Here is a 26107-nt window from a genome sequence, read left to right as displayed (position 1 = left end):
AGATTATGCAGTTCGTTAAGTTGATGATATCAACCGAAACACATCATGTCGTTAGAATATTCAATAAAATCTTTGCACTTTTCACAGATGATTTTTTGAAAGAACATCATAATTCCATAATTTAGGAGCTGAACATGGAAACGAATGAGGAAGTCAATGTTGGGTTCCTTACAACCCTTAAACCAACCGTTAATTTTGCGAATAAAATGTCTGCCAAAGAAGGACAAAGTTGGGGACCACGTACTATATCTGATTGCCAATTAATTTTCGTGGAGTCAGGGAAAGCAACATTAACACTTGGTGAAAAAACTTATTCATTAAATGCCGGAGAATGTGTATTTTACGGAACTGATAGTTCGCATAAGCTAGTTTCTTCAAACAGTAACCCATTTACTTTCATGAGTATCCATTTTGATTGGAATTCCGAATCTACTAATCCAATTCATCCGCTTTATGGAATAAGGGATTGTCAATTAACAAATAAAATAACAACATACAAAGTCAAATTAGATGAGCAGTGGGAAGTTATTTTTCCACATCACTTTATTATCCCGAATATAGATAGCATGTTTGCCAATATTGTTAAAGAATACCGATATGAGGAACAAGGTTACACTTTTATTCTTCGGGGACTTCTTACTCAATTAATAACATTGATTATTAGAAATGAGATAAATGGGAATCCGTCTTTAGGGGAAAGAAGAAAAATAGCACCGGCTTTGGAAGTGATCCGAAAACAGCCTGAAAATAATTGGACAATACATGAATTAGCTGATATATGCGGGTACCATCCAACCTATTTTTCTTCCATCTTTAAAGAATCAACAGGTTACACACCTAAGCAATATTTAATAAATGAAAGAATCAGGAAAGCTAAACATTTATTGTTAGAATCAAAAACCGTCGAAGAGGTTTCTATTAAACTCGGATATACTAGTATCCATTATTTCTGTAGGAATTTTAAATCGACTACAGGTTTAACACCAACAGAGTATAAGCTACAAAGTTTAGAGCTTTAGTACTATAGGGTTAAAACGAAATGGCCGAATCGACCATAAAATTGGCAGGATGAACAATGATGATTCTATTATGTGTAGATAAAATAAACTTACATACGAAAGCGTTTACAAATATTGTCGAACGGAGGAGATTAATTTGATTGGAAAACAGACTTGGATAATTCCTGATGGCTTTTTACAACCGAAAAGTACAGGAGAACAAATAAGTCATGAAGCTGTTTGTGTATTGAATTTGACGGATGGTCCAGCTGATATTCATCTTACTTTATACTTCGAAGATCGTGAACCAATGGATCAATTTTTTTCCGAATGTGGATCTAATCGAACACATCATATTCGTTTAGATAAAATTAAGGACCGTGAAGGAAATGAAATTCCGAGAGGAGTTCCATATGCCATTAAAGTCGAAAGCAATGTACCAATTATCGTACAGCATAGTAGATTAGATACATCTCAAGAAGCCCTTGCTTTATTTACAACAATGGGTTATCCCGCACATTAATTAATAATTTTATTGGAGGATGAAAAAATGACGTTAAAAGTAGGGATTGTGGGAGTTGGAAACATTGGAAGCATACATGCATCTGTATACAAAGAAAACCCGGGAACTGAAATTGTTGCGGTGTGCGATATTGTAAAGGAAAAAGCAGATGCAGCTTCAGTAAAGTTTGGCGGGACGCCATTTTACAGTGTGGAAGACATGCTCGCAAGTAACATCCAATTGGACCTTGTCAGTGTTTGTACGAAGGGCGAAGAAAATGGAAGTGAGCATTTCACACCAACGATGGAATTATTAAAAGCAGGCATTCCTGTTCTAGGGGAAAAACCAATTTCAAATAACATTGACGAAGGAAAACAAATGGTGGAATTAGCCAAGAACAACAAAATTCCTTATGCAGTTAATTTAAATCACCGCTTTACCCCTGCAGCAGAAAGAGCGAAATCATGGCTTGAAAGTGGAAGATTAGGACAAATTCATATGATTAATATGAGAATGTGGATTAATAATCCGGTAGAAAGCTCACCATGGTTTCACCTACGTGCCTTGCACCCTCATTCATTTGATGTTATTCGATATTTTTGCGGAGATGTAAAACGAGTAGCCGCTTTTATGATGAAAGGGGAAGGGCGCGAAATTTGGTCCAATGCCCAAATTATTTTGGAATTTGAAAATGGAGCAATTGGAAACCTTGTAGGAAGTTATGACGCAGGTGCAAGCTACGGCCTTGAATTATGTGAAGTCGTAGGATCAAAAGGACGTTTTGTATTAGAGGACGCTTGCGAACATTTAACGTTTTATCCAAGAACTAGCATCGAGACTGAAAAGTTCAGTTATCTTGGTGGAATGCGCGCTTTCTCAGAAACGTTTAAAAGTCGCATTAATTCATTTGTTGACCAGCTTGTTACAGGTGTTACATATGACCGAGTAGATGGCTCCGGTGAAGATGCTTTAAAAGCTCAACTCATTATCGAAGCAGCTATAAAGTCATGGGAAACAGGAACGATTGTAGATGTAAAAGAAGTAGGTCTCATTTCAGGAGGGGTAAAATGATTAAGCTGGGTGTGAACTCCGTTTTATTTAAGGATTTTGATTTTGCGACAGCGGCAAAACAAATTGCTGCGTGCGGATATGACGGAGTAGAAATATCAGCGATTAAAGGAATGTGTGAACATCTTGAATTAGAGCGTTGGAAAGAACAAGTGGAAGAATTATGTTCAATCGTTGATGAAAATGGATTGGAGTTTTTATCTATGGAAGTAGCTTCATTGGATGAGGAGCGACTTACACTAGCTTTTGAAGCAGCATCTGCGATTGGAATTCCGGTTGTCAATGTAGGACCGGGAGGAAAATCCGGCGTGGAAGCAGATTTAGAACATTCGATCGAAACGCTTTATCACTTATCAAAGAAAGCAGAGAGTTACGGTGTGACACTTTGTGTGAAGGCACATGTGGGGAATGCCATCTATAATACGGAAACGACACTTCGAGCGATGGAAGAGATTCCTTCTTCTGCTTTTGGTATAGATATGGATCCGAGCCATATTTATCGTGGAAATGAGAATCCCGAAGCGGAATTACCAAAAGTATTAAACAGAGTAAAGCACATCCATATTCGTGACTGCAAAGGTCGTTCTGCAGGACCTGGAGCTATTCACAATCAAGCCTGTGGACGTGGGGATATCGATTTATTTGCTTATTGTAAAGCTATGGTAGATGGAAATTATTCCGGCCCCGTCGTACTCGAAGTGATTGGAGCGAATAACCATTCACTGGCTGATGTTTCCATTGTCGCTGCAGAAAGCTATGGTTACTTGAATGCATGCTTAAAAGCTCTTGGTGCAAGAGAAGCAAATTTCGTTCAGAGAGGATAAGTCTAATGAAAAAGAAAGCTAATATTATTCTTTTTGGGATTGATAGTCTTAGAAGAGACCGTATGAGTTCGTATGGTTATGACCGTTTAACGACCCCGCATATTGATAAATTTGCAGAAGGTGGGGTATTATTTGAAAATCATTTTAGCCCGAGTATTCCAACTACTCCAGGATATGCCTCAATGCTATCAGGAATGGATTGCTTCGGCACAGATGTAGTAGCTCTAAGACATCAAGGACCTCTAGGTGACCATGTTAAAACATTGCCTGAGGTGTTAGGTGAGAATGGCTATAATACAACTTGCGTTGGTTTCACCGGCAATCCTTCTTCTAGAGGATTTCAAAAATATATAGATTATGAGGGGTGGGGGCCAGATGAAACTGGTCGTTGTCCAAAAGCCGAAAATCTTAACAATGTCGCCATTCCGGAACTGAAAAGATTAGTGAATGAAGATAAACCATTCTTCTTATTTTTAAGACATATGGATCCTCATTCCCCATATTTGCCGCCAGAACCGTATGAGCGAATTTTTTATGACGGAAATGAATGTGATCCAAACAATGACTCACTTAATAAATTGAAACAGTTTAAACCATTTGCTGACTATATTACTTCTTGGCTCCCAGAAGGATGCACAGATTCAGAATATGCGGATGCACAATATGATGGTGCGATTGCATATATGGACGCATGTATTCAAAACATTTTTACGACAGTAGAATCACTTGGAATTAAAGAAGAAACATTAATCATTGTTACATCAGATCATGGTGAAACATTGAATGAGCATGAATGCTATTATGACCATCATGGACTTTATGAAAATACATTAATGGTTCCATTAATCATGAAATACCCCGGAAAACTTCCGGAAGGAAAAAGGATATCAAATTTTTCACTCATTAAGGATATAATGCCGACGGTTTTAGACCTTCTTGAAATAGAAACTAACATTTCCTTTGATGGGCGAAATCTATTAGACCTAGTTAATGAGCGTGAAAACGTTTCACAAGTTTCAGATTTTTATATAACTGAGTGTACATGGATGAGGAAGCACGGTTGGCGTACTCCAGAATGGAAATTGATCTGCTCACTTGAGCCAGATTTTCACTTTAAGCCTGAAATAGAACTTTATAATCTGATTAAAGATCCTGGTGAATTGACGAATGTCGCGGATCAAGAACCTGAAATCGTCAATATGCTTAAGGGAAGAATGAATAAGTATATTGCTAAAAGGGAAGCTGAAACTGGGAGAACGAATCCTATGTATACAAATTTAAACTGGCACGGACATGATCATGGTCCATTCAAAACTTCCCAAGAAGCATATGATTCATTGTATATCGGATCAATCAGTACTGCCCAGAAACTCCAAGAAAAGGATAAAGAGAAAGTATAAGTAACGAATTAGAATGCTTCGAAAGAGTTACTTTCGAAGCATTTTCATTAAATATGAAAAACATTAGCATATTGGGAAGGAGAGGATTCTTTGATTAAAGTTGCTGTAGTTGGTGTAAATCATATTGGAAAGCTTCATTGCCGTTATTATCAAGAAAATCCCCATGCTCAATTAGTCGCCATTTGTGACTTAAATAAGGAACTTGTGGAAAGAGTTGCACTAAATTTTGGGGTTCCAGCTTATTCGGATTTAACTCATATGCTCAAACAAGAAGAAATTGATGTTGTAAGCGTTGCAACGGGCGGATTTGAAAATGGTTCCCATCATTATGAACCAGCGATGCTAGCAATGGAATATGGGAAGGATGTATTGGTTGAAAAGCCGATATCCAACAATATTACAGAAGCGAGAGAAATGGTTGATTACGCCGAAAAGCAGAAGGTAAGGCTGGCGTGTAATCTTAACCATCGATTCGTCCCGACTGCCTATAAAGCCAAAGAGTGGATTGATAATGGGGATTTAGGAACCTTACTTTTTATTAATATGAAACTAACGATCGGGAATCCAAATGAATCTAGCCCGTGGATTCATATGAGGGCCTTACATCCACATTCGATTGATGTCATGCGTTATTTTTGTGGAGACATACGTAGGGTTCAAGCATTTATGACAAAAGCACCCGGAAGATCCGTTTGGTCTACTGCTTCAATCAATATGGAATTCGCTTCTGGAGCTGTTGGTCATTTAACTGGGAGTTATGATATGGACAATGGACACCCGATTGAGTTTTGCGAGGTAGCAGGGACAGAAGGAAGATTTATTATCAATGACGTATATAATGAGATGACCCTTTTTCCACATAAAAGTTCAGAAATGAAAGTATTTAAAAATTCCGTACTATCCGGAATTAATGGTTTTAATGAAACTTTTAAAAATCGTATCGATACATTTATTCAAGAAATTAAAGACGGCGTTTATCCAGATAAGATGACTGGTTCCGGAATGGATGCATTAGCTGCACAAGAGGTAATTGAAGCAATTATATGTTCGCATATAGAAAATGGTAAAGTCATTGAAGTAAAAAGTATTAAAGAAAAAGGAAAACAATTGCATTGAATTAGCTGAATCTTAGTAAGATTTAAGTCAATTCTTTTCGTTTGATCAACCTTTCAGAAACATATAGACGCACCAATTACTCAGTATTTCAAGTGAATTAATTCATAGGAGGAGTAATCATGAGTACGATGAGATATCAGAGTAGTGAATACATGAAAACTAAGGATTTTCCTTTCTGGATTCAACGGTTCCGACATGATTCTACTAATGTACCGCCAGCTCACTCACATGAATTTATTGAATTAGTGTTCGTTATACAAGGTAATGCAAAACATGTTTTTGAAGGTCAATCATATACCATTAAAACAAATGACGTTTTTATTATTAATCCTGGTGAAGTACACACATTTGAAGTGGAAAAAAATAAAAGTATTGAAATTATTAATTGTTTATTTTTGCCAAGTTTGATAAAAGACTCTTGGTTAAAAGAATTAGGCGTCTCACAATCAATGGATTATTTCTATATTCATCCCTTTTTAGATCGGAATGAACGTTTTCACCATTTACTGAATTTAGATATGAACTATTCAGCTAGATTCCTATCTTTATTAGAAGGAATGATGCATGAATACAATAGGGAGAATTCTTGTTATTCTACATTAATACGCTTGCAAATGGTCGAATTATTGATCCTGCTTTCACGAATTTATAACGAAAGGAATATTGTTTCGGAAAAACCTTTTACGACTGATAGCAGCAATAGTATTTTAGTTCAACGCATATGTGGTTACTTATCGAGGAACTATGACCAAAAGGTGTCGATTCAAGATTTATGCCATATTTTTAATATAAGTCCACGTCATCTTAATAGACTTTTTAAGCAAGAGACGAAGAAAACCGTTATTGAAATGTTACATAGTATTCGGATTGAAAAAGCAAAACAATTTCTTTTGGAGACAGATGATAAGGTGATTGACGTCGCAATTAGAGTAGGTTATGACGATTCAGCTTTTTTTAGTAAACTATTCCGAAAAATGGTCGGCTGCCCTCCAGGTAAATATAAAGGAAGTGTAAACATAAGCACGATGAGCGGCTAGCAATAATCCTTGAAGGGAGTTTATAAATGAGTGTCCATGCACTGCAACATTATACTAACATCAAGCCACATGGTGGAGTTTTAATAAATAGAGAAGTAAGCGATACAGAAAGGGAGAGCCAATTAAAAAGGGCTATACATTTGCCTACTTTAGTTGTGTCTGAATGGGCGATATCAGATTTAGAATTAATTGCTATTGGTGGATTCAGTCCTTTAACAGGATTTATGAAACAATCAGACTATCTTTCTGTTATTAATAAAATGCGCCTTGAAAACGGTCTTATATGGAGCATTCCAATAACATTGCCTGTTTCATTCGATAAGGCTTCCAAATATTCAATTGGCCAAGAAATTGCTCTAATAGGAACAGATAATGTTATATACGGAATTTTAAAGCTTGAGGAAAAATTTTTATATGATAAAAAAGAGGAAGCCCGTTTAGTTTATGGTACGACGGATGATGCGCATCCTGGTGTAAAAAAAATATATGATCAAGGTGAAGTGTATTTCGCAGGACCAATCACCTTACTCAATAGACCGGACCACAGAGAATTTACTTCTTATTTTAAAGATCCAGTTCAAACTAGGGAAATGTTTGCACAACTCGGTTGGAAAACGATCGTTGGGTTTCAAACACGAAACCCTGTACACCGTGCGCATGAATATATACAAAAAATCGCCATGGAAAATGTCGATGGATTGTTATTAAATCCTTTAGTCGGACAAACAAAGTCTGATGATATTCCAGCAGACATTCGAATGAAAAGCTATGAAGTTTTATTAGATCATTACTATCCTAAAGACTGTGTAAGATTAGTCATATATCCAGCTGCAATGCGATATGCAGGTCCTAGGGAAGCAATCTTGCATGCATTAGTTCGGAAAAATTATGGGTGTACACATTTTATCGTAGGGAGAGATCACGCTGGAGTTCGTGATTATTACGGTACGTATGAAGCTCAAGAACTAATCAGTATATATGAAAGAGAAATTGGAATGACCATCCTTAAATTTGAGCACTCTTTTTATTGTAAAAAGTGTGAGAATATGGCAACAGCCAAAACATGCCCTCATCTAGAGGAACACCATCTTCATTTAAGTGGTACGAAAGTTAGAGAGATGCTAAAAAATGGCATTAAGCCTCCAAAAGAATTTTCGCGGCCGGAAGTTGCTGAAATCTTAATTAACGGATTACGAGACAAAGTGGATTATGACGATTGAAATAGGTTTTGTCATACTCATCCTTATTTTAATGTTGCTTGGTCTAGTTTTTGAAGTTACTAGACCAGACATCATTCTTTTTTTTACTTTATCTTTACTCTTGTTATCAGGTGTACTAACTACTGAAGAGGCACTTAATGGCTTTTCAAATGAAGGTATGCTGACAATTGCGTTATTATTCGTCGTTGCAGCAGCCATTCAAAAAAGCGGTATTGCAGATAGGGTGATTACGAAACTATTAGGGAATGGTAAATCTATTAGAAAGTCCCTATTTAAAATTCTTATTCCAGTTACCACATTTTCAAGTGTTTTAAACAATACACCTATCGTCGTCACCCTTACTCCTATCTTGCGAAAATGGTGTTCTGACCATCAACTGTCGCCTTCAAAGTTTTTAATACCATTATCATATGCAACGATTTTAGGTGGAACATTAACATTGATCGGAACATCTACAAATCTAGTTGTTCATGGAATGTTGCTGGATACTGGTATGAAAGGGTTCACTTTTTTTCAAATCGGATTTGTAGCATTTCCTGCTGTGATACTTGGCTTACTTTATATTATTTTAATAGGGTACAAGCTGCTTCCAGATCATAAAGTCTTACTAGATAAAGTCAATGAGCATAGTAAAGAGTATATTTCGCAAATGGAAGTGGGATTAGACTTTCCTTTTTTAAACCAACCTGTAGAAGCTGCGGGACTGAGAAGATTAAAAGGTTTATTTTTAATTGAAATTATCCGTAAAGATGAAAAAGTATCACCTGTTAAATCAACAACCATTATTAGACAAGGAGATAAACTCATTTTTACCGGTCTAATTTCAACTATAGTAGAGTTGCAAAAAATAAAAGGACTGCGACTAAAAACCGATTCGGATTTTTCTTTGGATATGTTAAAAAACGGGAATACGCAGTTGGTAGAAGCAGTTGTATCTCATCATTCAACTCTCTTATATAAAAAAATACAAGATTCTTATTTTCGTGGTAAATTTGATGCTGGAGTCATAGCTGTACATCGGCATAGAGAACGGATTAAAAGTAAAATAGGTGATATTACTTTAAGGCCAGGAGATGCTCTTTTACTATTATGTGGTCCGGACTTCGATAAGAAAATGAGCCAATCAAATGATTTTTATGTTACAACACCATTAACGACTCCTTCCATTTTAGAGGATCAGCGGAAAGGTTGGTTTTCGTTCATTTTGCTTTTAGCCATGATTATTCTTGTTACATTGAATATTCTTTCTATGTTAAAGGCAATGATCATTCTAGTATGTATGTTGTTACTATTAAAAGTAATCACTCCAGAAGAAGCAATGAAATCCTTCCATTTTCCCGTATTGCTATTAATTGCTTGTGCATTCGGAATTGGGACAGCTTTACTAGAAAGCGGAACAGCTTCATATTTAGCAAGTGGCTTGGTCCAGTTTGCACAGCCTTTTGGAATTTTAGCTGTAATAGGAGTTCTTTACCTCGTAACCAATATACTTACGGAAATCATTACAAATAGTGCAGCTGCCGTCATCATGATTCCTATTTCATTAGAGGTGGCACAACAAGTAGGGGTAGACCCGATACCATTAGTTCTTGCAATTACGATTGCAGCGTCAGCTAGCTTCTCCACACCAATCGGTTATCAAACAAACTTAATCGTTTATGGTCCAGGAGGCTACAAGTTTATCGACTATGTAAAGATCGGAATTCCATTAAATATAATCGTTATGTTTTCGACGGTTTTTATGATCTATACTTTTTGGATATAGATAAGGAGAATATGAATGAAATCAACAAATGTAACATGGCATGAGCAACATGTAAGTAAAAAAGATAGACAAGCATTGCACGGGCATAAAAGTGCCATTTTATGGTTTACTGGCTTATCTGCTTCAGGTAAATCGACACTTTGTGTGGAAATTGAAAAAAGATTATTCGCACTAGGAATGAGCACATATGTATTAGATGGTGATAATATTAGGCACGGACTTAATAAAAATTTAGGATTTAGTCCGGAAGATCGTTCAGAAAATATTCGTAGAATAGGTGAAGTGTCTAGATTATTGGTAGATGCAGGGATTATTACTTTAACTGCTTTTATTTCACCTTATCGAAAAGATAGAGAACTTGTCCGAAATTTGGTCGATCACTATGAATTCATTGAAGTATATGTTAAATGCAGCATAGAGGAATGTGAAAGACGGGACCCGAAAGGATTATATAAAAAAGCTAGATTAGGTGAAATTAATGACTTTACGGGAGTGAATGCTCCGTACGAAGAACCTATTAATCCTGAAATTGTAATTGAGAGCGATAAAGAAACCGTAACAGCATCCGTAGACAAAGTGCTAAGTTATCTAAAGGATCATAATTATATATAATTGATTCTGATAGCAGATAATTTACATTCATACTAGTTGAAAACGTTTGTCTTTCGAGGAGTAGAGTAACCAAATCCGGCATTGAGTAGCACAAGAAGTCGATTTAACTTGTCAATATACCATCAAGATTAACAAGGAGATTATGACATGAAACCTATCCCCGATCATATAAAAGAAAATTTAGATGTTTTGTTTGTAGGGTTTAACCCGAGTATTCGGTCAAGTGAAACCGGACATCATTTCGCTAATCCTACGAACCGTTTTTGGTCCATATTATACAAAGCAGGGATTACTGATAGAAAATATTTACCCACTGAGGACTTTAAATTACTAAATCTCGGTTATGGTTTTACCAACATTGTTGCTAGACCAACCAAAAATGCTAAGGAAATTTCTTCTGAAGAGTATCGGCTGGGAAGAGAGCTATTAAAAGCGAAAATACGAACATATCGACCAAAAATTATATGCTTTGTAGGAAAAGGAGTATACCAGGAATATAGTGGTAGAAAAAATGTTCAATGGGGAAAGCAATTAATTCCAGTTATTTCGGGAGTTGTTGATTTTGTTGCTCCTTCATCTAGCGGTCTTGTCAGAATGGGTATCGATGATATTGCAGAAATTTATTCAGACTTACCTAAGCTTATTCCAGTAGTGAACCAACAGCGTCATAATTCCATTTTGTAGAAAGTATCATTTAAACGTACATACGGGCTAGTTGAAAATATTAACTTTCGAGTCATAATGCTTTCAGTGATGCGGAGATGCGTATCCAGCAATAAGTACCGCAAAAAAGAGAGCGTATGCATATAGTTTGAAACCATGATATTTATCATGGTTTGTCCATGACATTTATGCCTTCAACTATCCTTTTCTTATGTATATGATTGTACATATTGACTCTGGAAGGAGATGCTTAAATGTCTAAACAAGATCCGAAACTTTTAAGAAAACAGATTGCTCCTTATGAAAAATCAAATACAAAAAGTAGTATTACACAGGTTATAAATACGCTATTGCCTTTTTTTTCGCTTTGGATTTTAGCTTATTTTTCGCTTTCCATTTCTTATTTATTAACACTCGTGATATGCACCATTGCAGCTGGCTTTCTAGTACGAATATTCATTATTTTTCATGATTGCTGCCACGGCTCCTTTTTTAAAAACCGTCATGCCAATAATATTCTAGGAACCATAACTGGGATACTTACTTTATGTCCATATGAACAATGGAAGCATAGCCATTCCATTCACCATGCTACTAGTAGTAACTTGAATAAAAGAGGAACTGGTGATGTTTGGGTTCTTACAGTTAATGAATATATGGAAGCATCAACTTTGAAAAAGTTCGCTTATCGATTATATCGAAATCCGCTTGTTATGTTTGTTCTTGGTCCCATCTATATATTTCTAATTGCATACAGATTTAATACTAAAAATGCTAGATCAAGAGAGCGTAGAAACACATACGTAACGAATATTTCAATCGTCGCTATTTTTGGGTTGTTGTGTTGGGCAATTGGCTGGCAAGCTTTCCTGCTAATTCAAGGACCGATTTTCTTAATTTCTGGTTCATTGGGTATATGGCTTTTTTACGTACAACACCAATTTGAAGATTCGTATTTTGAAAATCAAGATGAATGGGATTATGTAAAGGCTGCATTGGATGGTAGCTCGTATTACAAATTACCTAAAGTCCTCCAATGGCTTACTGGGAATATTGGTTTTCATCATGTTCATCATTTAAGTCCTAGAGTCCCGAACTACTATCTTGAGGAAGTCCATAATAATCATGAACGACTACAGGAAGTCCAGACAATAACGATTAAAACTAGCCTACGTTCACTTAAGTTTCGTCTTTGGGATGAACAAGGGAAAAGATTTGTTGGCTTTAAAGAAGTGAAAGGTCTTTCCCAAGAAAAGAAAAAGAAAAGTACACGCATTCCTGCATAAGTGAAATGAAGTGGTGTAGCTCTTTTGTGGTATTATAACAGAGGAGCTACATTTTTTAATAAATTGAGGTATTTTTAATATGAAAAAGAAACCATGGTCATTTCTAAAAAGCTCTGGGATTAACCCTTATATTTGGAGTCTTTTTACCGTTTTACCTTTCTATTTTATTTTTCAGTCTTCGTCTACGAGTGAAATTATCGCTGGAATCATATTAACAATACTCTTTTTTATCGTATATAGACTGGCGTTTATTTCAAAAAAGTGGCCAGTCTATCTTTGGACGAGTATATTAATTGCCATTTCCATTACGATGACCATCATATTTCAATTTGTCTATTTTGCCTTTTATATTGCTTATTATAATGGAAACATAAAAAATCGAATTGCATTTTTAACTTTATATATCATTCATTTAGTATGTACGACTATATCAATTAATTATAGTGTCGTTATACAAAATCAATTATTTTTAACACAGCTGCCATTTATCATTATTATATGGATGAGTGTCATTTTACTTCCTTTTAATTTATATAACCGCAAGAAACAGGAACAGCTTGAACAACAGCTCGAATACGCGAACAAAAGAATTTCTGACCTTGTCAAGCAAGAAGAGAGACAGAGAATTGCTAGAGATCTTCATGATACTTTAGGACAAAGGCTCTCACTTATTGGGTTAAAAAGTGACTTAGCTAGAAAGCTAGTATATAAAAATCCTGAAGAAGCAAGAAATGAGTTAAGGGATGTCCAGCAAACTGCGAGAACAGCGTTAAATGAAGTAAGGAATATGGTTTCGCAAATGCGTGGAATTCGTTTAAAGGAAGAATTGGTTCGTGTTAAGCAAATACTAAAAGCGGCTGAGATTGAATTGATTATTGAAGAGGAAGTTAAATTAAACAATGTCTCTTTATTCCTTGAGAACATACTTAGTATGTGTATGAAGGAAGCCGTTACCAATGTTGTTAAACATAGTAAAGCCACCTTCTGCAAAATTTCAATAGAGCAATCTACGAACGATATTTGTATCAGAATTGAAGATAACGGTGTAGGTATTGAAGATAGAGATTTATCAAAGGGGAATGGATTGCTTGGAATGAAAGAACGCTTAGAGTTTGTGAATGGAAACCTTGATATAAATAGTAGTAACGGAACATTAATTAGGATGACAGTACCTAACATAATAAAAAACAACCGCTAAGGAGGAGCTGAAGTGATTCGAATTGTCATAGCGGAAGACCAGAGAATGATGTTGGGCGCATTAGGCTCACTGCTCAATTTGGAAGAGGATATGGAAGTGGTTGGAAAGGCGAATAATGGAGTAGAGGCAATAGCTCTTGTCCGTAAATATCAGCCTGATATATGTATAATGGATATTGAAATGCCTGAAAAAACAGGGCTTGAAGCAGCTGAAGAACTAAATGGATTAGGGTGCAAAGTGATCATATTAACCACTTTTGCAAGGACTGGGTACTTTCAGCGAGCCATTAAGGCTGGAGTTAAAGGCTACTTATTAAAAGATAGTCCAAGTGAAGAACTTGCTGATACAATACGGAGTGTCATGGCGGGAAGAAGGGTTTATGCTCCAGAGCTTATGGACGATGTTTATAGTGAAGAAAACCCACTCACCACTAGGGAAAAAGCGGTCCTTGAGCTTGTTGCGGATGGAAAAAACACAAAGGAAATTGCAGATCAATTGAGTATTAAGGCTGCCACTGTCCGAAACTATATTTCACAAATCTTGGATAAACTTGAAGTAACAAACAGAATAGAAGCCATTACCCAATCAAGGAAAAAAGGATGGTTTAAATAAAGGATAATTATTAAGTTTCAAGCAGCAATTCAATGAGGAATAAATAGAATCGAGACCTGACAAGGCAAATAAAGAAGTAGACTATTTAATAATGAGAAAGCACGTTAGGCTAAGTGAAAAATTGGTGCTTTAAACGCTTTCCTGGTCCAAAATCTATATTCATCAAACGAGCAAGTATTACTTTAGTTGTTAGATATTGGGACCATTTCAGACTAGCCTGCAGTTAGAAATGATAAGAAGAGGTTATCATTTCTAAAAGATAGCTTGTTCATAATTACGTAGTTAGACAAAGAAATTCTAGAATGCAGATTTGCTTCCCTAAAAAAATGAATACTATCTTTTTCTCTCCAAGACGGTAATCAGATAAATACTGAACCGTCTTTTTATATATCTTTTTTACCGAAGTATTTTGGTTTGCAGAAACAAACAAAAGATAAATAAACGTATTCAAAAATAAACAAATATAGTATATACTAAAACAAACAAGTAAAAATTTGGAGGGACAGAATGGTTAATAATGTATGGGATCAAGAATATGCTTCAACGTTACCTCAAGGGGTAGAGGAACTTGTTTATCGTTCGAATTTAATCGGATCTAACCGTTCCATATGTAACTGGGGCGGAGGTAATACGTCGATGAAAACAGTCGAGAAAGACTTTCGTGGAAATGAAATTGAGGTTATGTGGGTGAAAGGGAGCGGATCCGATCTCGCAACTATGAAAGCTAAAAACTTCACAGGATTAAAAATGGAAGACATACGACCTTTGTTTGAACGAGAGAAAATGTCCGATGAAGAAATGGTCGCCTATCTTGCTCACTGTATGATCGATAGTCAACATCCGCGTGCATCGATCGAAACATTACTGCACGCTTTCTTACCGTTTAATCATGTGGACCATACTCACCCCGACTCAATCATAAGCATTTGTTGTGCAGATAACGGAAAAGAAATCGCAAAAGAAATTTATGGAGACCGCTTCGTGTGGGTTCCTTATATTCGTCCTGGTTTTACGCTTTCCAAAATGATTGCAGAAGGTGTTCGAAATAATCCTGCAGCGGAACTTGTATTAATGGAAAAACACGGACTTGTTACGTGGGGAAAAACGTCTCAAGAATCTTATGGAAAAACCCTATCGATCATTAACGAAGCTGAGGATTATATTCAGCGAATGATGAACGAAGAATCAAATTTTGGAGGACAAAGGTACAAATCCTTACCAAAAAGTAATCGTTTACAAATTTTATCAGAAGTGTTGCCGATTATAAGAGGAGCAGTCAGTAAGGAAAAGAAAATGATCCTATCGTATGATGATGCAGATGAAATTCTGCAATTTGTGAATAGCTGCAATGCTAAGGATTTGTCACAAGTGGGTGCGGCTTGCCCTGACCATTTAGTTCACACAAAACGTACACCTCTTTATATTAATTGGGATCCTCATGTTGATGATGTAGAAACATTGAAGACTAAAATTATTGAAGGAATAAATAGTTTCAAAAAAGAATATACAGAATATTTCAATAAAAACAAAAGTGAAAATGATCAAATGTTCGAAGCTGCTCCAAGAGTCATTCTCATCCCTGGAATAGCGATGGTTAACACAGGAAAAACATTTGCTATGGCAAAAGTTAGCGGTGCCCTTTATCACCGTGCCGTTGCAGTAATGAAGGGTGCAACGACTCTTGGGAAATTTGTTTCTTTAAGCGAAAATGAATCATACAACATTGAATATTGGCCACTCGAATTATATAAACTGACGCTCGCTCCACCAGAGCTAGAATTTTCCCGTAAAGTTGCATTGATTACAGGTGGTGCCGGCGGAATCGGTAGTTCAACTGCTCGCCTCTTAGTATCAGAAGGAGCCCATGTTATAATAGCGGACTTAAATATTGAAGGTGCTCAAAAACTTGCGGCTGAAATAAATAATGCATTTGGCGAAGGAAGAGCTCATGCTATAAAAATGGATGTAACGAGCGAGCAACAAGTAAAAACTGCCTTTGAAAGTTCGGCTTTAACTTATGGAGGAGTAGACATCATTGTTAATAATGCAGGACTCGCCACATCCAGTCCATTCGATGAAACGAGTGTAGATGAGTGGAATTTAAATATTAATGTCCTTGGAACAGGATATTTCCTTGTAGCTAGAGAGGCGTTTAAACAAATGAAAAAACAAGGTATCGGAGGAAATATGGTTTTTGTTGGTTCCAAAAACTCTTTGTATGCTGGTAAAAATGTGACAGCGTATAGTTCTGCCAAAGCGCTCGAAACCCATTTAGCACGATGCATTGCTGTCGAAGGTGGGGAATATGGAATTCGTGTAAACTCTGTGTTGCCTGACGCAGTTTTGCAAGGATCAGCTATTTGGGATTCCAGTTGGCGTGAAGAACGTGCGGCATCTTATGGAATTCGACCAGATGAACTTGAAGAGCATTATCGAAAGCGTACCACTTTAAAAGTGAATATTTATCCTAACGATATCGCAGAATCAATTGCCTTTTTCGCATCATCTAAAGCTGAAAAAACAACGGGTTGCATGATTACGGTTGATGGTGGAGTCCCAGCAGCGTTTACAAGATAGAGATCAAGAGTTGGAGGTGAAAACAATGCTCCATATTGCGGTTGATATTGGCGCATCTAGCGGACGTTTAGTCGCTGGTAAAATAATTCATGATAAACTAGAGATTCAAGAGATTTATAGATTTTCAAATGAATTTACGAATAGAAACGGAACGTATTTCTGGGATATCGACCATCTATTAAAAGAAATATTACAAGGCTTATCAATTGTCAAATCGCTTGGTTATGAGGATTGCACAGTAGGGATTGATACGTGGGCAGTAGACTATGCGTTGGTAGGTAGTGATGGGAAACGACTTCAAGATGTTGTTTCCTATCGAGACCATCGTACTGATCATTCAATAGAAAAAGTTACAAAGATCATTTCGAAAGAAAAAATTTATGAAAAAACGGGAATACAATTTTTACAATTTAATACCATTTACCAGTTGTATGAAGAAAATAAAGAATTATTGAATGCCACAGACAAAATTTTAATGGTTCCTGATTATTTAGGATTCAGGTTGACAGGAAAAGCTGTTGCAGAGGTGACTAACGCTTCTACGATGCAATTGATGAACGTTGAAAAGAGAACTTTCGATTCCGAACTGCTTGAAACTATATCAGTAAAGGCAGAGCAATTTGGAACACTTGTTGAACCCGGTACAGTTCTTGGCACTTTACGAAACGATTGGTTTCCAGAGTTTGAATTACCTAACTGTAAGATTATTAATATAGCATCGCATGATACCGCTTCCGCCATTATTGGTACACCAGGGAAAGGTGTAAATTGGGCATATTTAAGCAGCGGCACATGGTCCCTTCTTGGAATGGAACTGGATTCACCAATCATCACTGAAGCATCTTTTAAAGAAAATTACACGAATGAATGGGGAGCTTTCGGAACATATAGGTTTTTGAAAAACATTATGGGCATGTGGATCTTACAAGAGGTCCAGCGCAATTTGCCAGAAGAGATTAGTTATGAACAGCTTATAGTGGAAGCAAAACAAGTGCCTCCCTATGAACAACTAATCAATTTTGACGACGATCGTTTCCTAAACCCCAAAAACATGATTGAAGAGATTCAAGCATATTGCTTAGAGACAAACCAAGTTATACCAAAAACTGCAGGAGAACTTGCGGCAGCTGTATTTTATAATTTAGCGATAATGTATGCGGTTGCAATTCAGAATCTAGAAAAAATCGTTGATGAGAATATTGAGCTGCTCTATATTGTGGGCGGCGGTTCACAAAATGAGTTCTTGAACCAATTGACTGCTGATTTAAGCAGAAAGACCGTCTGCAGCGGTCCTGTCGAAGCTACAGCTATTGGAAATTTGCTAATGCAGCTTATATCTATGGAGAAAATTACTAGCTTAGAAGCAGGAAGAATACTTGTAAGTAAGTCTTTCGAGATTAAACAATATCAACCTAGTCCGTTAACCAGTCCAGAAGTAATACAGCGTTTTGTAGAATTAGTTTCAAAAAATAGAAGTAATGAAAGTGGCACTTTAAAGAGTTCATCATAACAGTGATTGGAACAAAAGTGCATATTGAAATCATTTTTCAGTAACCCATGAAAAAATGTAAATTTGAGAGGAGATCCAATAAATGATCCGTGAAAATTATGAAATGGCGAAAAAAGCTTATGAAAAATGGGGCATTAATGTTGATGAAGTTTTAGAAACATTAAAAAAAGTTCCTATATCCATTCATTGTTGGCAAGGTGATGACATTTCCGGGTTCGAAGTAAATCAACGCGAATTGTCTGGAGGGATTGATGTAACTGGAAACTATCCTGGTAAAGCTACAAATCCAGAAGAATTAAGAAAGGATTTGGATAAAGCTCTTTCTTTAATACCAGGAAGACATCGAGTAAATTTACATGCTATTTACGCTGAAACAGATGGTGTTGTAGTTGATCGAAATGAAATCGAACCTAAGCATTTTGAAAATTGGGTAAAGTGGGCTCAAGAGAGAGGCCTCGGTTTAGACTTTAATCCCACTCTATTTTCTCATGAAAAAGCCGAAGTTGGGCTTACTTTATCTCATCCTGATGAAGAAATCCGTCAATTTTGGATTGAACATTGTATTGCAAGCAGAAAAATTGGTGAATATTTCGGTGAAGAATTGGGATCACCAAGCCTTACGAACATTTGGATTCCTGATGGATATAAAGATATTCCGAGTGATCGCCTAACACCGAGAAAAAGGCTGAAGGAATCCCTTGATGAAATTTTTGCTGTTGAAATAGATGAAGCTCATAATATTGATGCAGTTGAAAGTAAATTGTTTGGAATTGGCTCGGAAGCATTTGTTGTTGGATCTCATGAGTTTTACCTTGGATATGCATTAAAAAACAATAAACTTTGCCTACTTGATACAGGTCATTTCCATCCGACTGAAACTGTATCTAATAAAATCTCATCCATGTTGCTGTTTAGTGAAAAATTGGCTTTACATGTTTCTCGTCCCGTTAGATGGGATAGCGATCATGTTGTTACATTAGATGATGAGCTTAGAGAAATCGCTCTTGAAATTGTAAGAAATGATGCTCTTGATCGTGTTATGATTGGCTTAGACTTTTTCGATGCGAGTATTAATCGAGTGGCAGCTTGGACGATTGGTACGCGCAATATGATAAAAGCATTGCTCTATGCACTTCTAACACCTAATGAATATATGAAACAACTGCAAGAAGATGGAAATTACACTGAAAGATTAGCATTGATCGAGGAGTTTAAAACGTATCCATTTGGCGCTGTTTGGGATTACTATTGTTACATGATGAATGTTCCTGTTAAAGAAGCTTGGTTAAATGAGATTAAAACATATGAAAATACGATATTATCAAAACGTAATATTGCAGCTACTCTTTTAAAACCTTAAGAAAATTAACCATATCATTCAATTATATGAATAAACTAACAGGACGACTCATCAACAAATAGTCGTCCTTACTTTTTTATGAATATGTGTGTTATAATTTCATCATCACAGACAAACAAAAACAAACAAAAGTCAGGGGCGTTTGCGATGCTCGTAGCAGAAAGACATAAAAAAATTATAGAACTCGTTAACCAACGTTTAAGTATACGTGTTTCCGAATTAAGCGATATATTTTCAGTAACAGAAGAAACAATTCGTCGAGACCTAGAGAAGTTAGAAATTGAAGGGAAACTTCAGAGAAGTCATGGTGGTGCCGTTAGTATACAAGAACCCAATTCTGAATTACATTTTTCAGAAAGGGTTACAGCAAATGTTCCAGAGAAAAAAGCAATAGCAAAAGAAGCGGCTGATCAAGTAAATAGTGGTGATCGAATTATACTTGATGCAAGTACAACAGCATGGTATATGGCAAAAGAGTTGCCAAACATACCACTTACTGTAGTGACAAATTCGATAAAAGTCGTCATGGAGCTAAGCAAGAAGGAAAAAATTGAAGTCATTTCAACAGGTGGAAAGCTTCTTTCAAGATCCCTTTCTTTCGTTGGTCCGTTAGCCGAACAATCAATTTCCAATTATCATGTAGATAAAGCGTTTATATCATGTACTGGAGTCCATTTTCAAGACGGTCTTAGCGACTCTAACGAACTTCAGGCACTGCTAAAAAAGCAAATGATGATAAGAACGGAACGCGTATACTTAATGGCGGATTCCAGCAAATTCGGGAAAAGAGCTTTTTCACAAATTCTCCCGCTACATGAAGTGAATGTTATTATTACAGACAAAAAAATTGATCCTATTACACAACAAACATTAGAAGAGAATGACATTACGGTCGTAACTACACAATTGTCAAATATGCAAGAACCTCTAGATCGAAAATTACCACTCATAAAAGGCAAAAATCAAAAATTAAGATTACGTCGATAAACAGTACTTGATTTGTATTGTATTATCTTCTATACTTACAAAAATATATATTGTCATTTCAATGAAAAAGAGAGTAATTATGGCGAAATCTAAAGCGAGTTAGGGATGGTGTGAGCCTAATAGATGAATCATAATGAAGCGCACTTTTGAGAAATATGCCTGAAACTATAAGTAGGGTAATATCGGGTGGACCCCGTTATCAATACAAGAAGGTTCTTATGAACAATCAGAGTGGTACCGCGGGTAAATCTCGTCTCTAATTTGAGACGGGATTTTTTTATTTAAAAATAACGCAAAAATACTGATCGGAACAGAAATCAACATTCAATTTTAAGATAGATTTTTTAATAATTAGGAGGAATGCAAAAATGGATTTCATAAAAACATATGCAGAACAGATCACAAATTCATTAGATGATTTGTTAACATTAGATGATGTCTTAGAGTTAATTGAAAAACCGAGATTTGATGATCAAGGAGATTTGGCGTTTCCATGCTTTACTCTTGCTAAGCAATTAAGAAAATCACCTGTGCAAATAGCGCAAGAAATCGCAAGCAAAATCGACCATCCTTATTTTGAAAAAATCGAGGCAAATGGACCATATGTGAATTGTTTTCTTAATAAAAGTTTAGCGAGTCAAAAAATATTTCAAACAATTTTAAAAGAAAAAAGTCATTACGGCTCTCTTGCATTAGGAAATGGAAAGACCATCACGATAGATTTTTCATCACCAAATATTGCAAAGCCATTTTCAATGGGACATCTTAGATCTACTGTAATAGGTAATGCTCTTGCTAATATTGCTGAAAAATGTGGTTATGAAGCAATAAGAATCAATCACTTAGGCGATTGGGGAACACAGTTTGGAAAATTAATTGTTGCCTATAAATTGTGGGGCAATGAAGAACTTGTAAAAGCACAGCCAATAAAAGAATTATTAAGTCTTTACGTCAAATTTCATGAAGAAGCAGAATCCGATCCGGATTTAGAAAACGAAGCTAGAAAGTGGTTTAAATGGTTAGAGGAAGGTAACAGTGAAGCACAAAATCTTTGGAAATGGTTTAGAGATGAGTCATTACATGAGTTCACAAAAATTTATTCTTTGTTAAACGTTCATTTTGATTCCTATAACGGAGAAGCTTTTTACAATGATAAGATGGACGATACTATACAGTTAATAAAGAAAAAGGGGCTTCTTACTCTTTCCGATGGCGCCCAAGTCGTCGAATTGAAAGAATATGACTTTCCTCCTTGTTTAATTATGAAAAAAGACGGTGCTACCCTTTATGCAACAAGAGACATTACAGCAGCTCTATATAGAAAAGAAACGTATCAATTTGATAAAGCTTTATATGTAGTAGGGCAGGAACAGAGTCTTCATTTTAAACAAGTGTTTCTTGTCCTTGAAAAGATGGGATATAATTGGGCAAAAGGAATGGTTCATATTCCATTTGGGTTTATTTTGAAAGATGGCAAAAAGATGTCGACGAGAAAAGGGAAAGTCGTTTTATTGGATGAGGTAATTGCTGAAGCCATTCAAATGGCTAAAATGAATATTGAGGATAAAAATCCGAACCTTGAAAATAAAGAAGAAGTTGCCCATATGGTCGGAGTTGGAGCTATTATTTTCCATGACTTAAAAAATGAAAGACAAAATAGCGTCGAGTTCTCTTTAGAAGAGATGATAAAATTTGAAGGAACGACCGGACCGTATGTGCAATATACACATGCAAGAGCTTGTTCTATTTTGAGAAAAGCAGATAATGATCATAAATATTCCGTTACTTCCGGTTTAAATGACGATTATTCTTGGCCAGTTATAAAACTTTTAATGGAATTTACAACTGTCATTGAAAAAAGCTTTGTTCATTATGAACCTTCTCAAATTGCAAAATATTTACTTGATTTATCGAAAGAATTTAATAAATATTATAGTCATGTTAAAATATTATCTAATGAAAGCGGTATGGAAAGTCGACTTGCACTTGTTGAAGCGACAACCATAATTTTAAAAGAAGGTTTAAGATTATTAGGTTTAAAGGCACCGGATGAAATGTAAAATAGCGAAGTTCATGTCCGTATACTCAGGTTGTGGATCCGACACGTTTTTAAGTGACGTGTCGGTCTTAATTCGACGCTCCTTTTACGGCCCAAGGCTTGCATTTACGCTACGAGATATGAGTTGATGTTTACGCATTGAAAAGAAAAACAGTTTGCTAGTCAACAGCTTGGACTTGAGGATAAACATCTTTCTTACATACCATCTTACGATATTATAGTTTTCTCAAGAATCAAGATATGAAACATAAATTAGGGAAATGAATATGATATTTATGGCACGAATAACTCTGAAAATATAATGTTTGAGTTTTTAGACTTCATGAAAGAGCGTTGCTAATGAATCATAATTATTTTAATATCAATATATACTTAAAATAAATTAAGAGGCAGAATAAATATGAAAGAAATATTAATGGTTTTTAAAGATTTACAACAAATGGTTCCTAAAACTGAAATAGCCATGTCGGAACCATTATCAAAACATACATTTATTAAAACAGGTGGCAATGGCGACGTGTTTATTAAGCCGTTTGATGTACTTGATCTACAAAAAATTGTAAAATATGCATTTTCTCACGACATTCCTTTGACGGTTTTAGGGAAAGGAACGAATGTCATTATACGAGACGAGGGGATTCGAGGAATTGTCGTAAGTCTTGATCAACTTACAAAAGTATCCGTAACAGGTGAGATTATAACAGTTGGAAGCGGAGCAAATATAATTGATGTATCAAGAATTGCCTTGCAACATCAATTATCAGGATTGGAATTTGCCTGTGGAATCCCAGGAACAGTTGGTGGTGCATTGATTATGAATGCAGGTGCCTATGGCGGTGAAATATCCGAGGTTTTAACGAGCGCAACAGTCCTTACTCAATCAGGGGAGCTTCGTACTTTTAAAGTCGGTGAATTCCAATTCGGCTATAGAAGCAGTATTTTTGCCAATGAAAATCTTATTATTTTAGAAGCTGTCTTCTCTTTAAAGACTGCAGATCCTACTATAATAAAAGCAAAAATGGATGAAAATACTTTTCTTCGTGAGTCCAAGCAGCCCCTAGAATATCCTTCTTGTGGCAGTGTATTTAAACGCCCGCCTGGACATTTTGCAGGAAAACTGATACAAGATAGTGGCCTCCAAGGAACAAGAATCGGAGGGGCTGAAGTTTCTACAAAACATGCAGGGTTTATTGTCAATGTGGACAATGCTACATCAACGGATTATATTCAATTAATTCAACATGTTCAAAAGACAGTAAAAGAAAAATTTGGTGTTGATCTTGAGACGGAAGTAAAAATTATTGGGGATGATTCCTAAGAATATAAAGCAATTTGTCTTTAAGGCAAGTTGCTTTTTCTTTTCTTTACATTTTGTTCGTAATGAGGTATAACATAATTGTCTGACTTTTCTTATATTAAATTGTTTTGGAAGCGCTTTAATAAAAAGGGGGAATGGATGATGTCTTTATTGAAAGGAATTAATGTAGAAGGAATGATTGCTCAAATAAATGTAACATCCCTCGCTGATCGTGAGGCTGTTACTTTTGCAAGGCAAGCATATATGAGGTTAAGTGATGAGCAAAAATCATCGGTACATAATTTGGAGCTTTTAGAAAAAGCTGAAGCTCAAATCCTAAACCTATGGATCGACAGTATAGAAAAAGTCTCTTCTGCTGATGGTGGTCTTACATATGTTATTTTAGAGCAATATCATAACATGAATGAAATCCAAAAATCATATGTTTTGAATATTAATCGTATAGAAGATATACACGTTCAACTTAAGCATCTTCAGTCTATGAAACAAGAAAACTTCAAGAAAGCTAAAGAAGTGCAAAAATTGATTGATAGAATGGAAATCATGGAATCAGAAGTAAAATCAGTAAGATCTGCTTACGAGGAATTAACAAGTGATCAAAAAGCAATGGTTGGAAATTACCTTGAATTAAAGCAAGCGGAAAATATGCTTAATCGCGATTTGTCTCCTAAATCACCAAGTAATATAGCCTATGCTGGAACTCGTTCATCGATCTACGGCATTAGAGGTGAATGGTTAGGAATAGAGGATTGGCAACATATTGCTGATAAAATGGATGGGTTCTTCCCTGGTGCACAGCCGACATACGTATGGATTATCGGAAAATTAGATACGAAAGTAGGGATAGGCGGTACACAATTAGAATTTGATGCTCCAAATGATGGTACTGACTATGCATCCCAGAATATTAGTTTTGGTGAGCCGACTAAGCCTGGGCATCTTTCCCATGAAGACTATTTGAATTATTTTGATGAGCACGGTATTAAAGTCTTTCTACAAGTTGAATCTGGTTTTGCAGATATGAAAACATTGATGGATCTTATTTTCGCAAAATATGGCCACCACAAAAGCGTAATTGGTTTTGGTGTAGACGTTGAATGGTATTACGGAATTACTGAAGATGCAGGAATTCCGGTAACGGATGAAATGGCTAAAGAATGGAATAATCACCTTAAATCAATTAATCCAAATTACCGTATGTTTTTAAAACACTATAATTATCGTTGGCTGCCTCCGACTTATCGTAGTGATCTATTATTCTGCAATGATAGTCAAGGGTTGGGAAGTATGGATGGAGAAGTGCAATCTGGATTTCTCCCTGAATTTAAGGCTTGGGCAGATCACTTTTATCCAAATGATGTTCTCTATCAAATTGGCTATAGTCCAGATGCCACTTGGTATTATGCAGAAGATGCACCAATTATTCAAAAACTTGGTGAGTGTTTAGCTGAAGTAACGAGTCAAGAATTTGGAATTGCATGGGTAGACTTTACCATTAAGGATCCATTAACATTCCCTGATCTATTCAAAACAGATTCAGAGGTAGTTAGCTCCGTAAACTCTGCTTTACATTACTTACAAGATACTCCTTTTAGTAAGGTAGGTAGCCGATTTATGAATAATGAAGCTACTATAACAGACGCCCTATACATTGCACGACTTCGCGAAATAGTAGATTCTTTAACCGACGAACAGCGCATTCATTTAAATCAGGAGTATGTTTCTATTCTTAATCAGTTTGAACCGAAAGCAATTGAAACACGAATCGAATACTTGTATTCTTCCAACCTCAAACTAAAAGATAAGGAGAAAGTTGCACTCGTTCGTTCAGCCTATACATCACTTTCTCAAGGGCAAAAAGAACAAGTATCCAATATGGAGAAATTAGTTTCTATCGAGAACGAGCTTTTAGCATTAGAAACAGTGAAGTAAACATAATGACTACGGCACCGCACAAGTTTTGCTGCGGTGTTTAATCTCTAAAGGAGGGCTTAT

General features: G+C 36.0%; 21 protein-coding genes and 1 other annotated feature. All 21 genes read left to right on the top strand.

Annotated features, from left to right (window positions below; translation table 11 throughout):
- The first annotated feature begins 134 nt into the window (after window positions 1-134).
- Window positions 135-1019, top strand: a complete 885-nt coding sequence (locus tag KHA93_RS06340) for an AraC family transcriptional regulator (protein ID WP_213109965.1) — start codon at window positions 135-137, stop codon at window positions 1017-1019.
- A gap of 136 nt (window positions 1020-1155) precedes the next feature.
- A complete protein-coding gene (locus tag KHA93_RS06335; protein WP_213109964.1) occupies window positions 1156-1521 on the top strand; it encodes a sensory rhodopsin transducer in 366 nt (121 codons plus the stop codon).
- Between the two features lie 27 nt (window positions 1522-1548).
- Window positions 1549-2571 (top strand): Gfo/Idh/MocA family protein, encoded by a 1023-nt coding sequence (locus tag KHA93_RS06330; protein WP_213109963.1) that lies wholly within the window; start codon window positions 1549-1551, stop codon window positions 2569-2571.
- Window positions 2568-3392 carry a sugar phosphate isomerase/epimerase family protein gene (locus KHA93_RS06325; protein ID WP_213109962.1) on the top strand — a complete coding sequence of 275 codons (825 nt, stop codon included), beginning with the start codon at window positions 2568-2570 and terminating at the stop codon, window positions 3390-3392. The genes KHA93_RS06330 and KHA93_RS06325 overlap by 4 nt, the downstream gene beginning before the upstream one ends.
- A gap of 5 nt (window positions 3393-3397) precedes the next feature.
- Complete coding sequence (locus KHA93_RS06320) at window positions 3398-4792, top strand: sulfatase family protein (RefSeq protein WP_213109961.1); 1395 nt, start codon at window positions 3398-3400, stop codon at window positions 4790-4792.
- A gap of 90 nt (window positions 4793-4882) precedes the next feature.
- On the top strand, window positions 4883-5908 hold the full coding sequence (locus tag KHA93_RS06315) for a Gfo/Idh/MocA family protein (protein ID WP_213109960.1): 1026 nt from the start codon (window positions 4883-4885) through the stop codon (window positions 5906-5908).
- A gap of 119 nt (window positions 5909-6027) precedes the next feature.
- Complete coding sequence (locus tag KHA93_RS06310; protein ID WP_213109959.1) at window positions 6028-6945, top strand: AraC family transcriptional regulator; 918 nt, start codon at window positions 6028-6030, stop codon at window positions 6943-6945.
- 26 nt (window positions 6946-6971) lie between these two features.
- Window positions 6972-8165 carry a sulfate adenylyltransferase gene (gene sat / locus KHA93_RS06305; RefSeq protein WP_213109958.1) on the top strand — a complete coding sequence of 398 codons (1194 nt, stop codon included), beginning with the start codon at window positions 6972-6974 and terminating at the stop codon, window positions 8163-8165.
- Entirely contained in the window at window positions 8155-9930 is a 1776-nt protein-coding gene (locus KHA93_RS06300) for an SLC13 family permease (RefSeq protein WP_213109957.1), read from the top strand. Before sat ends, KHA93_RS06300 begins: the two co-directional genes overlap by 11 nt.
- Before the next feature lie 15 nt (window positions 9931-9945).
- Window positions 9946-10542 carry an adenylyl-sulfate kinase gene (gene cysC, locus KHA93_RS06295; RefSeq protein WP_213109956.1) on the top strand — a complete coding sequence of 199 codons (597 nt, stop codon included), beginning with the start codon at window positions 9946-9948 and terminating at the stop codon, window positions 10540-10542.
- A 147-nt stretch (window positions 10543-10689) separates the two neighbouring features.
- Complete coding sequence (locus KHA93_RS06290) at window positions 10690-11226, top strand: mismatch-specific DNA-glycosylase (protein ID WP_213109955.1); 537 nt, start codon at window positions 10690-10692, stop codon at window positions 11224-11226.
- Window positions 11227-11459: 233 nt separating this feature from the next.
- On the top strand, window positions 11460-12491 hold the full coding sequence (gene desA / locus KHA93_RS06285; protein WP_213109954.1) for a Delta(5) desaturase DesA: 1032 nt from the start codon (window positions 11460-11462) through the stop codon (window positions 12489-12491).
- Between the two features lie 79 nt (window positions 12492-12570).
- On the top strand, window positions 12571-13689 hold the full coding sequence (locus KHA93_RS06280; RefSeq protein WP_213109953.1) for a sensor histidine kinase: 1119 nt from the start codon (window positions 12571-12573) through the stop codon (window positions 13687-13689).
- A gap of 12 nt (window positions 13690-13701) precedes the next feature.
- Window positions 13702-14301 carry a response regulator gene (locus KHA93_RS06275; RefSeq protein ID WP_213109952.1) on the top strand — a complete coding sequence of 200 codons (600 nt, stop codon included), beginning with the start codon at window positions 13702-13704 and terminating at the stop codon, window positions 14299-14301.
- A 507-nt stretch (window positions 14302-14808) separates the two neighbouring features.
- Complete coding sequence (locus KHA93_RS06270) at window positions 14809-16878, top strand: bifunctional aldolase/short-chain dehydrogenase (RefSeq protein ID WP_213109951.1); 2070 nt, start codon at window positions 14809-14811, stop codon at window positions 16876-16878.
- Between the two features lie 25 nt (window positions 16879-16903).
- Window positions 16904-18388: a rhamnulokinase gene (gene rhaB, locus KHA93_RS06265; RefSeq protein ID WP_213109950.1), complete on the top strand. Its 1485-nt coding sequence runs from the start codon at window positions 16904-16906 to the stop codon at window positions 18386-18388.
- An 82-nt stretch (window positions 18389-18470) separates the two neighbouring features.
- Entirely contained in the window at window positions 18471-19748 is a 1278-nt protein-coding gene (gene rhaA, locus KHA93_RS06260; protein WP_213109949.1) for an L-rhamnose isomerase, read from the top strand.
- A gap of 147 nt (window positions 19749-19895) precedes the next feature.
- Window positions 19896-20735 (top strand): DeoR/GlpR family DNA-binding transcription regulator, encoded by an 840-nt coding sequence (locus KHA93_RS06255; RefSeq protein WP_213109948.1) that lies wholly within the window; start codon window positions 19896-19898, stop codon window positions 20733-20735.
- 52 nt (window positions 20736-20787) lie between these two features.
- Window positions 20788-20996, top strand: a binding site (T-box leader).
- A gap of 107 nt (window positions 20997-21103) precedes the next feature.
- Window positions 21104-22795 carry an arginine--tRNA ligase gene (gene argS, locus KHA93_RS06250; RefSeq protein WP_213109947.1) on the top strand — a complete coding sequence of 564 codons (1692 nt, stop codon included), beginning with the start codon at window positions 21104-21106 and terminating at the stop codon, window positions 22793-22795.
- Between the two features lie 393 nt (window positions 22796-23188).
- The gene (gene murB / locus KHA93_RS06245; RefSeq protein WP_213112795.1) at window positions 23189-24112 is read left to right on the top strand and encodes a UDP-N-acetylmuramate dehydrogenase; all 924 of its coding nucleotides are present in this window, start codon (window positions 23189-23191) and stop codon (window positions 24110-24112) included.
- A 138-nt stretch (window positions 24113-24250) separates the two neighbouring features.
- Complete coding sequence (locus KHA93_RS06240) at window positions 24251-26044, top strand: hypothetical protein (protein WP_213109946.1); 1794 nt, start codon at window positions 24251-24253, stop codon at window positions 26042-26044.
- Window positions 26045-26107: the final 63 nt, after the last annotated feature.

This window comes from Lederbergia citrisecunda (genome assembly GCF_018343695.1).
In the GTDB taxonomy this organism is placed as follows: domain Bacteria; phylum Bacillota; class Bacilli; order Bacillales; family Bacillaceae_C; genus Lederbergia; species Lederbergia citrisecunda.
Note: the sequence above shows the minus strand (reverse complement) of the source record. Positions and strands in the feature narration are given on the sequence as shown.

Bases quoted from the DNA above. Each gene is read 5' to 3' on its own strand.
- KHA93_RS06340 (WP_213109965.1), top strand. From the start codon at position 135: ATGGAAACGAATGAGGAAGTCAATGTTGGGTTCCTTACAACCCTTAAA.
- KHA93_RS06330 (WP_213109963.1), top strand. From the start codon at position 1,549: ATGACGTTAAAAGTAGGGATTGTGGGAGTTGGAAACATTGGAAGCATA.
- KHA93_RS06325 (WP_213109962.1), top strand. From the start codon at position 2,568: ATGATTAAGCTGGGTGTGAACTCCGTTTTATTTAAGGATTTTGATTTT.
- KHA93_RS06320 (WP_213109961.1), top strand. From the start codon at position 3,398: ATGAAAAAGAAAGCTAATATTATTCTTTTTGGGATTGATAGTCTTAGA.
- KHA93_RS06310 (WP_213109959.1), top strand. From the start codon at position 6,028: ATGAGTACGATGAGATATCAGAGTAGTGAATACATGAAAACTAAGGAT.
- sat (WP_213109958.1), top strand. From the start codon at position 6,972: ATGAGTGTCCATGCACTGCAACATTATACTAACATCAAGCCACATGGT.
- KHA93_RS06300 (WP_213109957.1), top strand. From the start codon at position 8,155: ATGACGATTGAAATAGGTTTTGTCATACTCATCCTTATTTTAATGTTG.
- cysC (WP_213109956.1), top strand. From the start codon at position 9,946: ATGAAATCAACAAATGTAACATGGCATGAGCAACATGTAAGTAAAAAA.
- KHA93_RS06290 (WP_213109955.1), top strand. From the start codon at position 10,690: ATGAAACCTATCCCCGATCATATAAAAGAAAATTTAGATGTTTTGTTT.
- desA (WP_213109954.1), top strand. From the start codon at position 11,460: ATGTCTAAACAAGATCCGAAACTTTTAAGAAAACAGATTGCTCCTTAT.
- KHA93_RS06280 (WP_213109953.1), top strand. From the start codon at position 12,571: ATGAAAAAGAAACCATGGTCATTTCTAAAAAGCTCTGGGATTAACCCT.
- KHA93_RS06270 (WP_213109951.1), top strand. From the start codon at position 14,809: ATGGTTAATAATGTATGGGATCAAGAATATGCTTCAACGTTACCTCAA.
- rhaB (WP_213109950.1), top strand. From the start codon at position 16,904: ATGCTCCATATTGCGGTTGATATTGGCGCATCTAGCGGACGTTTAGTC.
- rhaA (WP_213109949.1), top strand. From the start codon at position 18,471: ATGATCCGTGAAAATTATGAAATGGCGAAAAAAGCTTATGAAAAATGG.
- KHA93_RS06255 (WP_213109948.1), top strand. From the start codon at position 19,896: ATGCTCGTAGCAGAAAGACATAAAAAAATTATAGAACTCGTTAACCAA.
- argS (WP_213109947.1), top strand. From the start codon at position 21,104: ATGGATTTCATAAAAACATATGCAGAACAGATCACAAATTCATTAGAT.
- KHA93_RS06240 (WP_213109946.1), top strand. From the start codon at position 24,251: ATGATGTCTTTATTGAAAGGAATTAATGTAGAAGGAATGATTGCTCAA.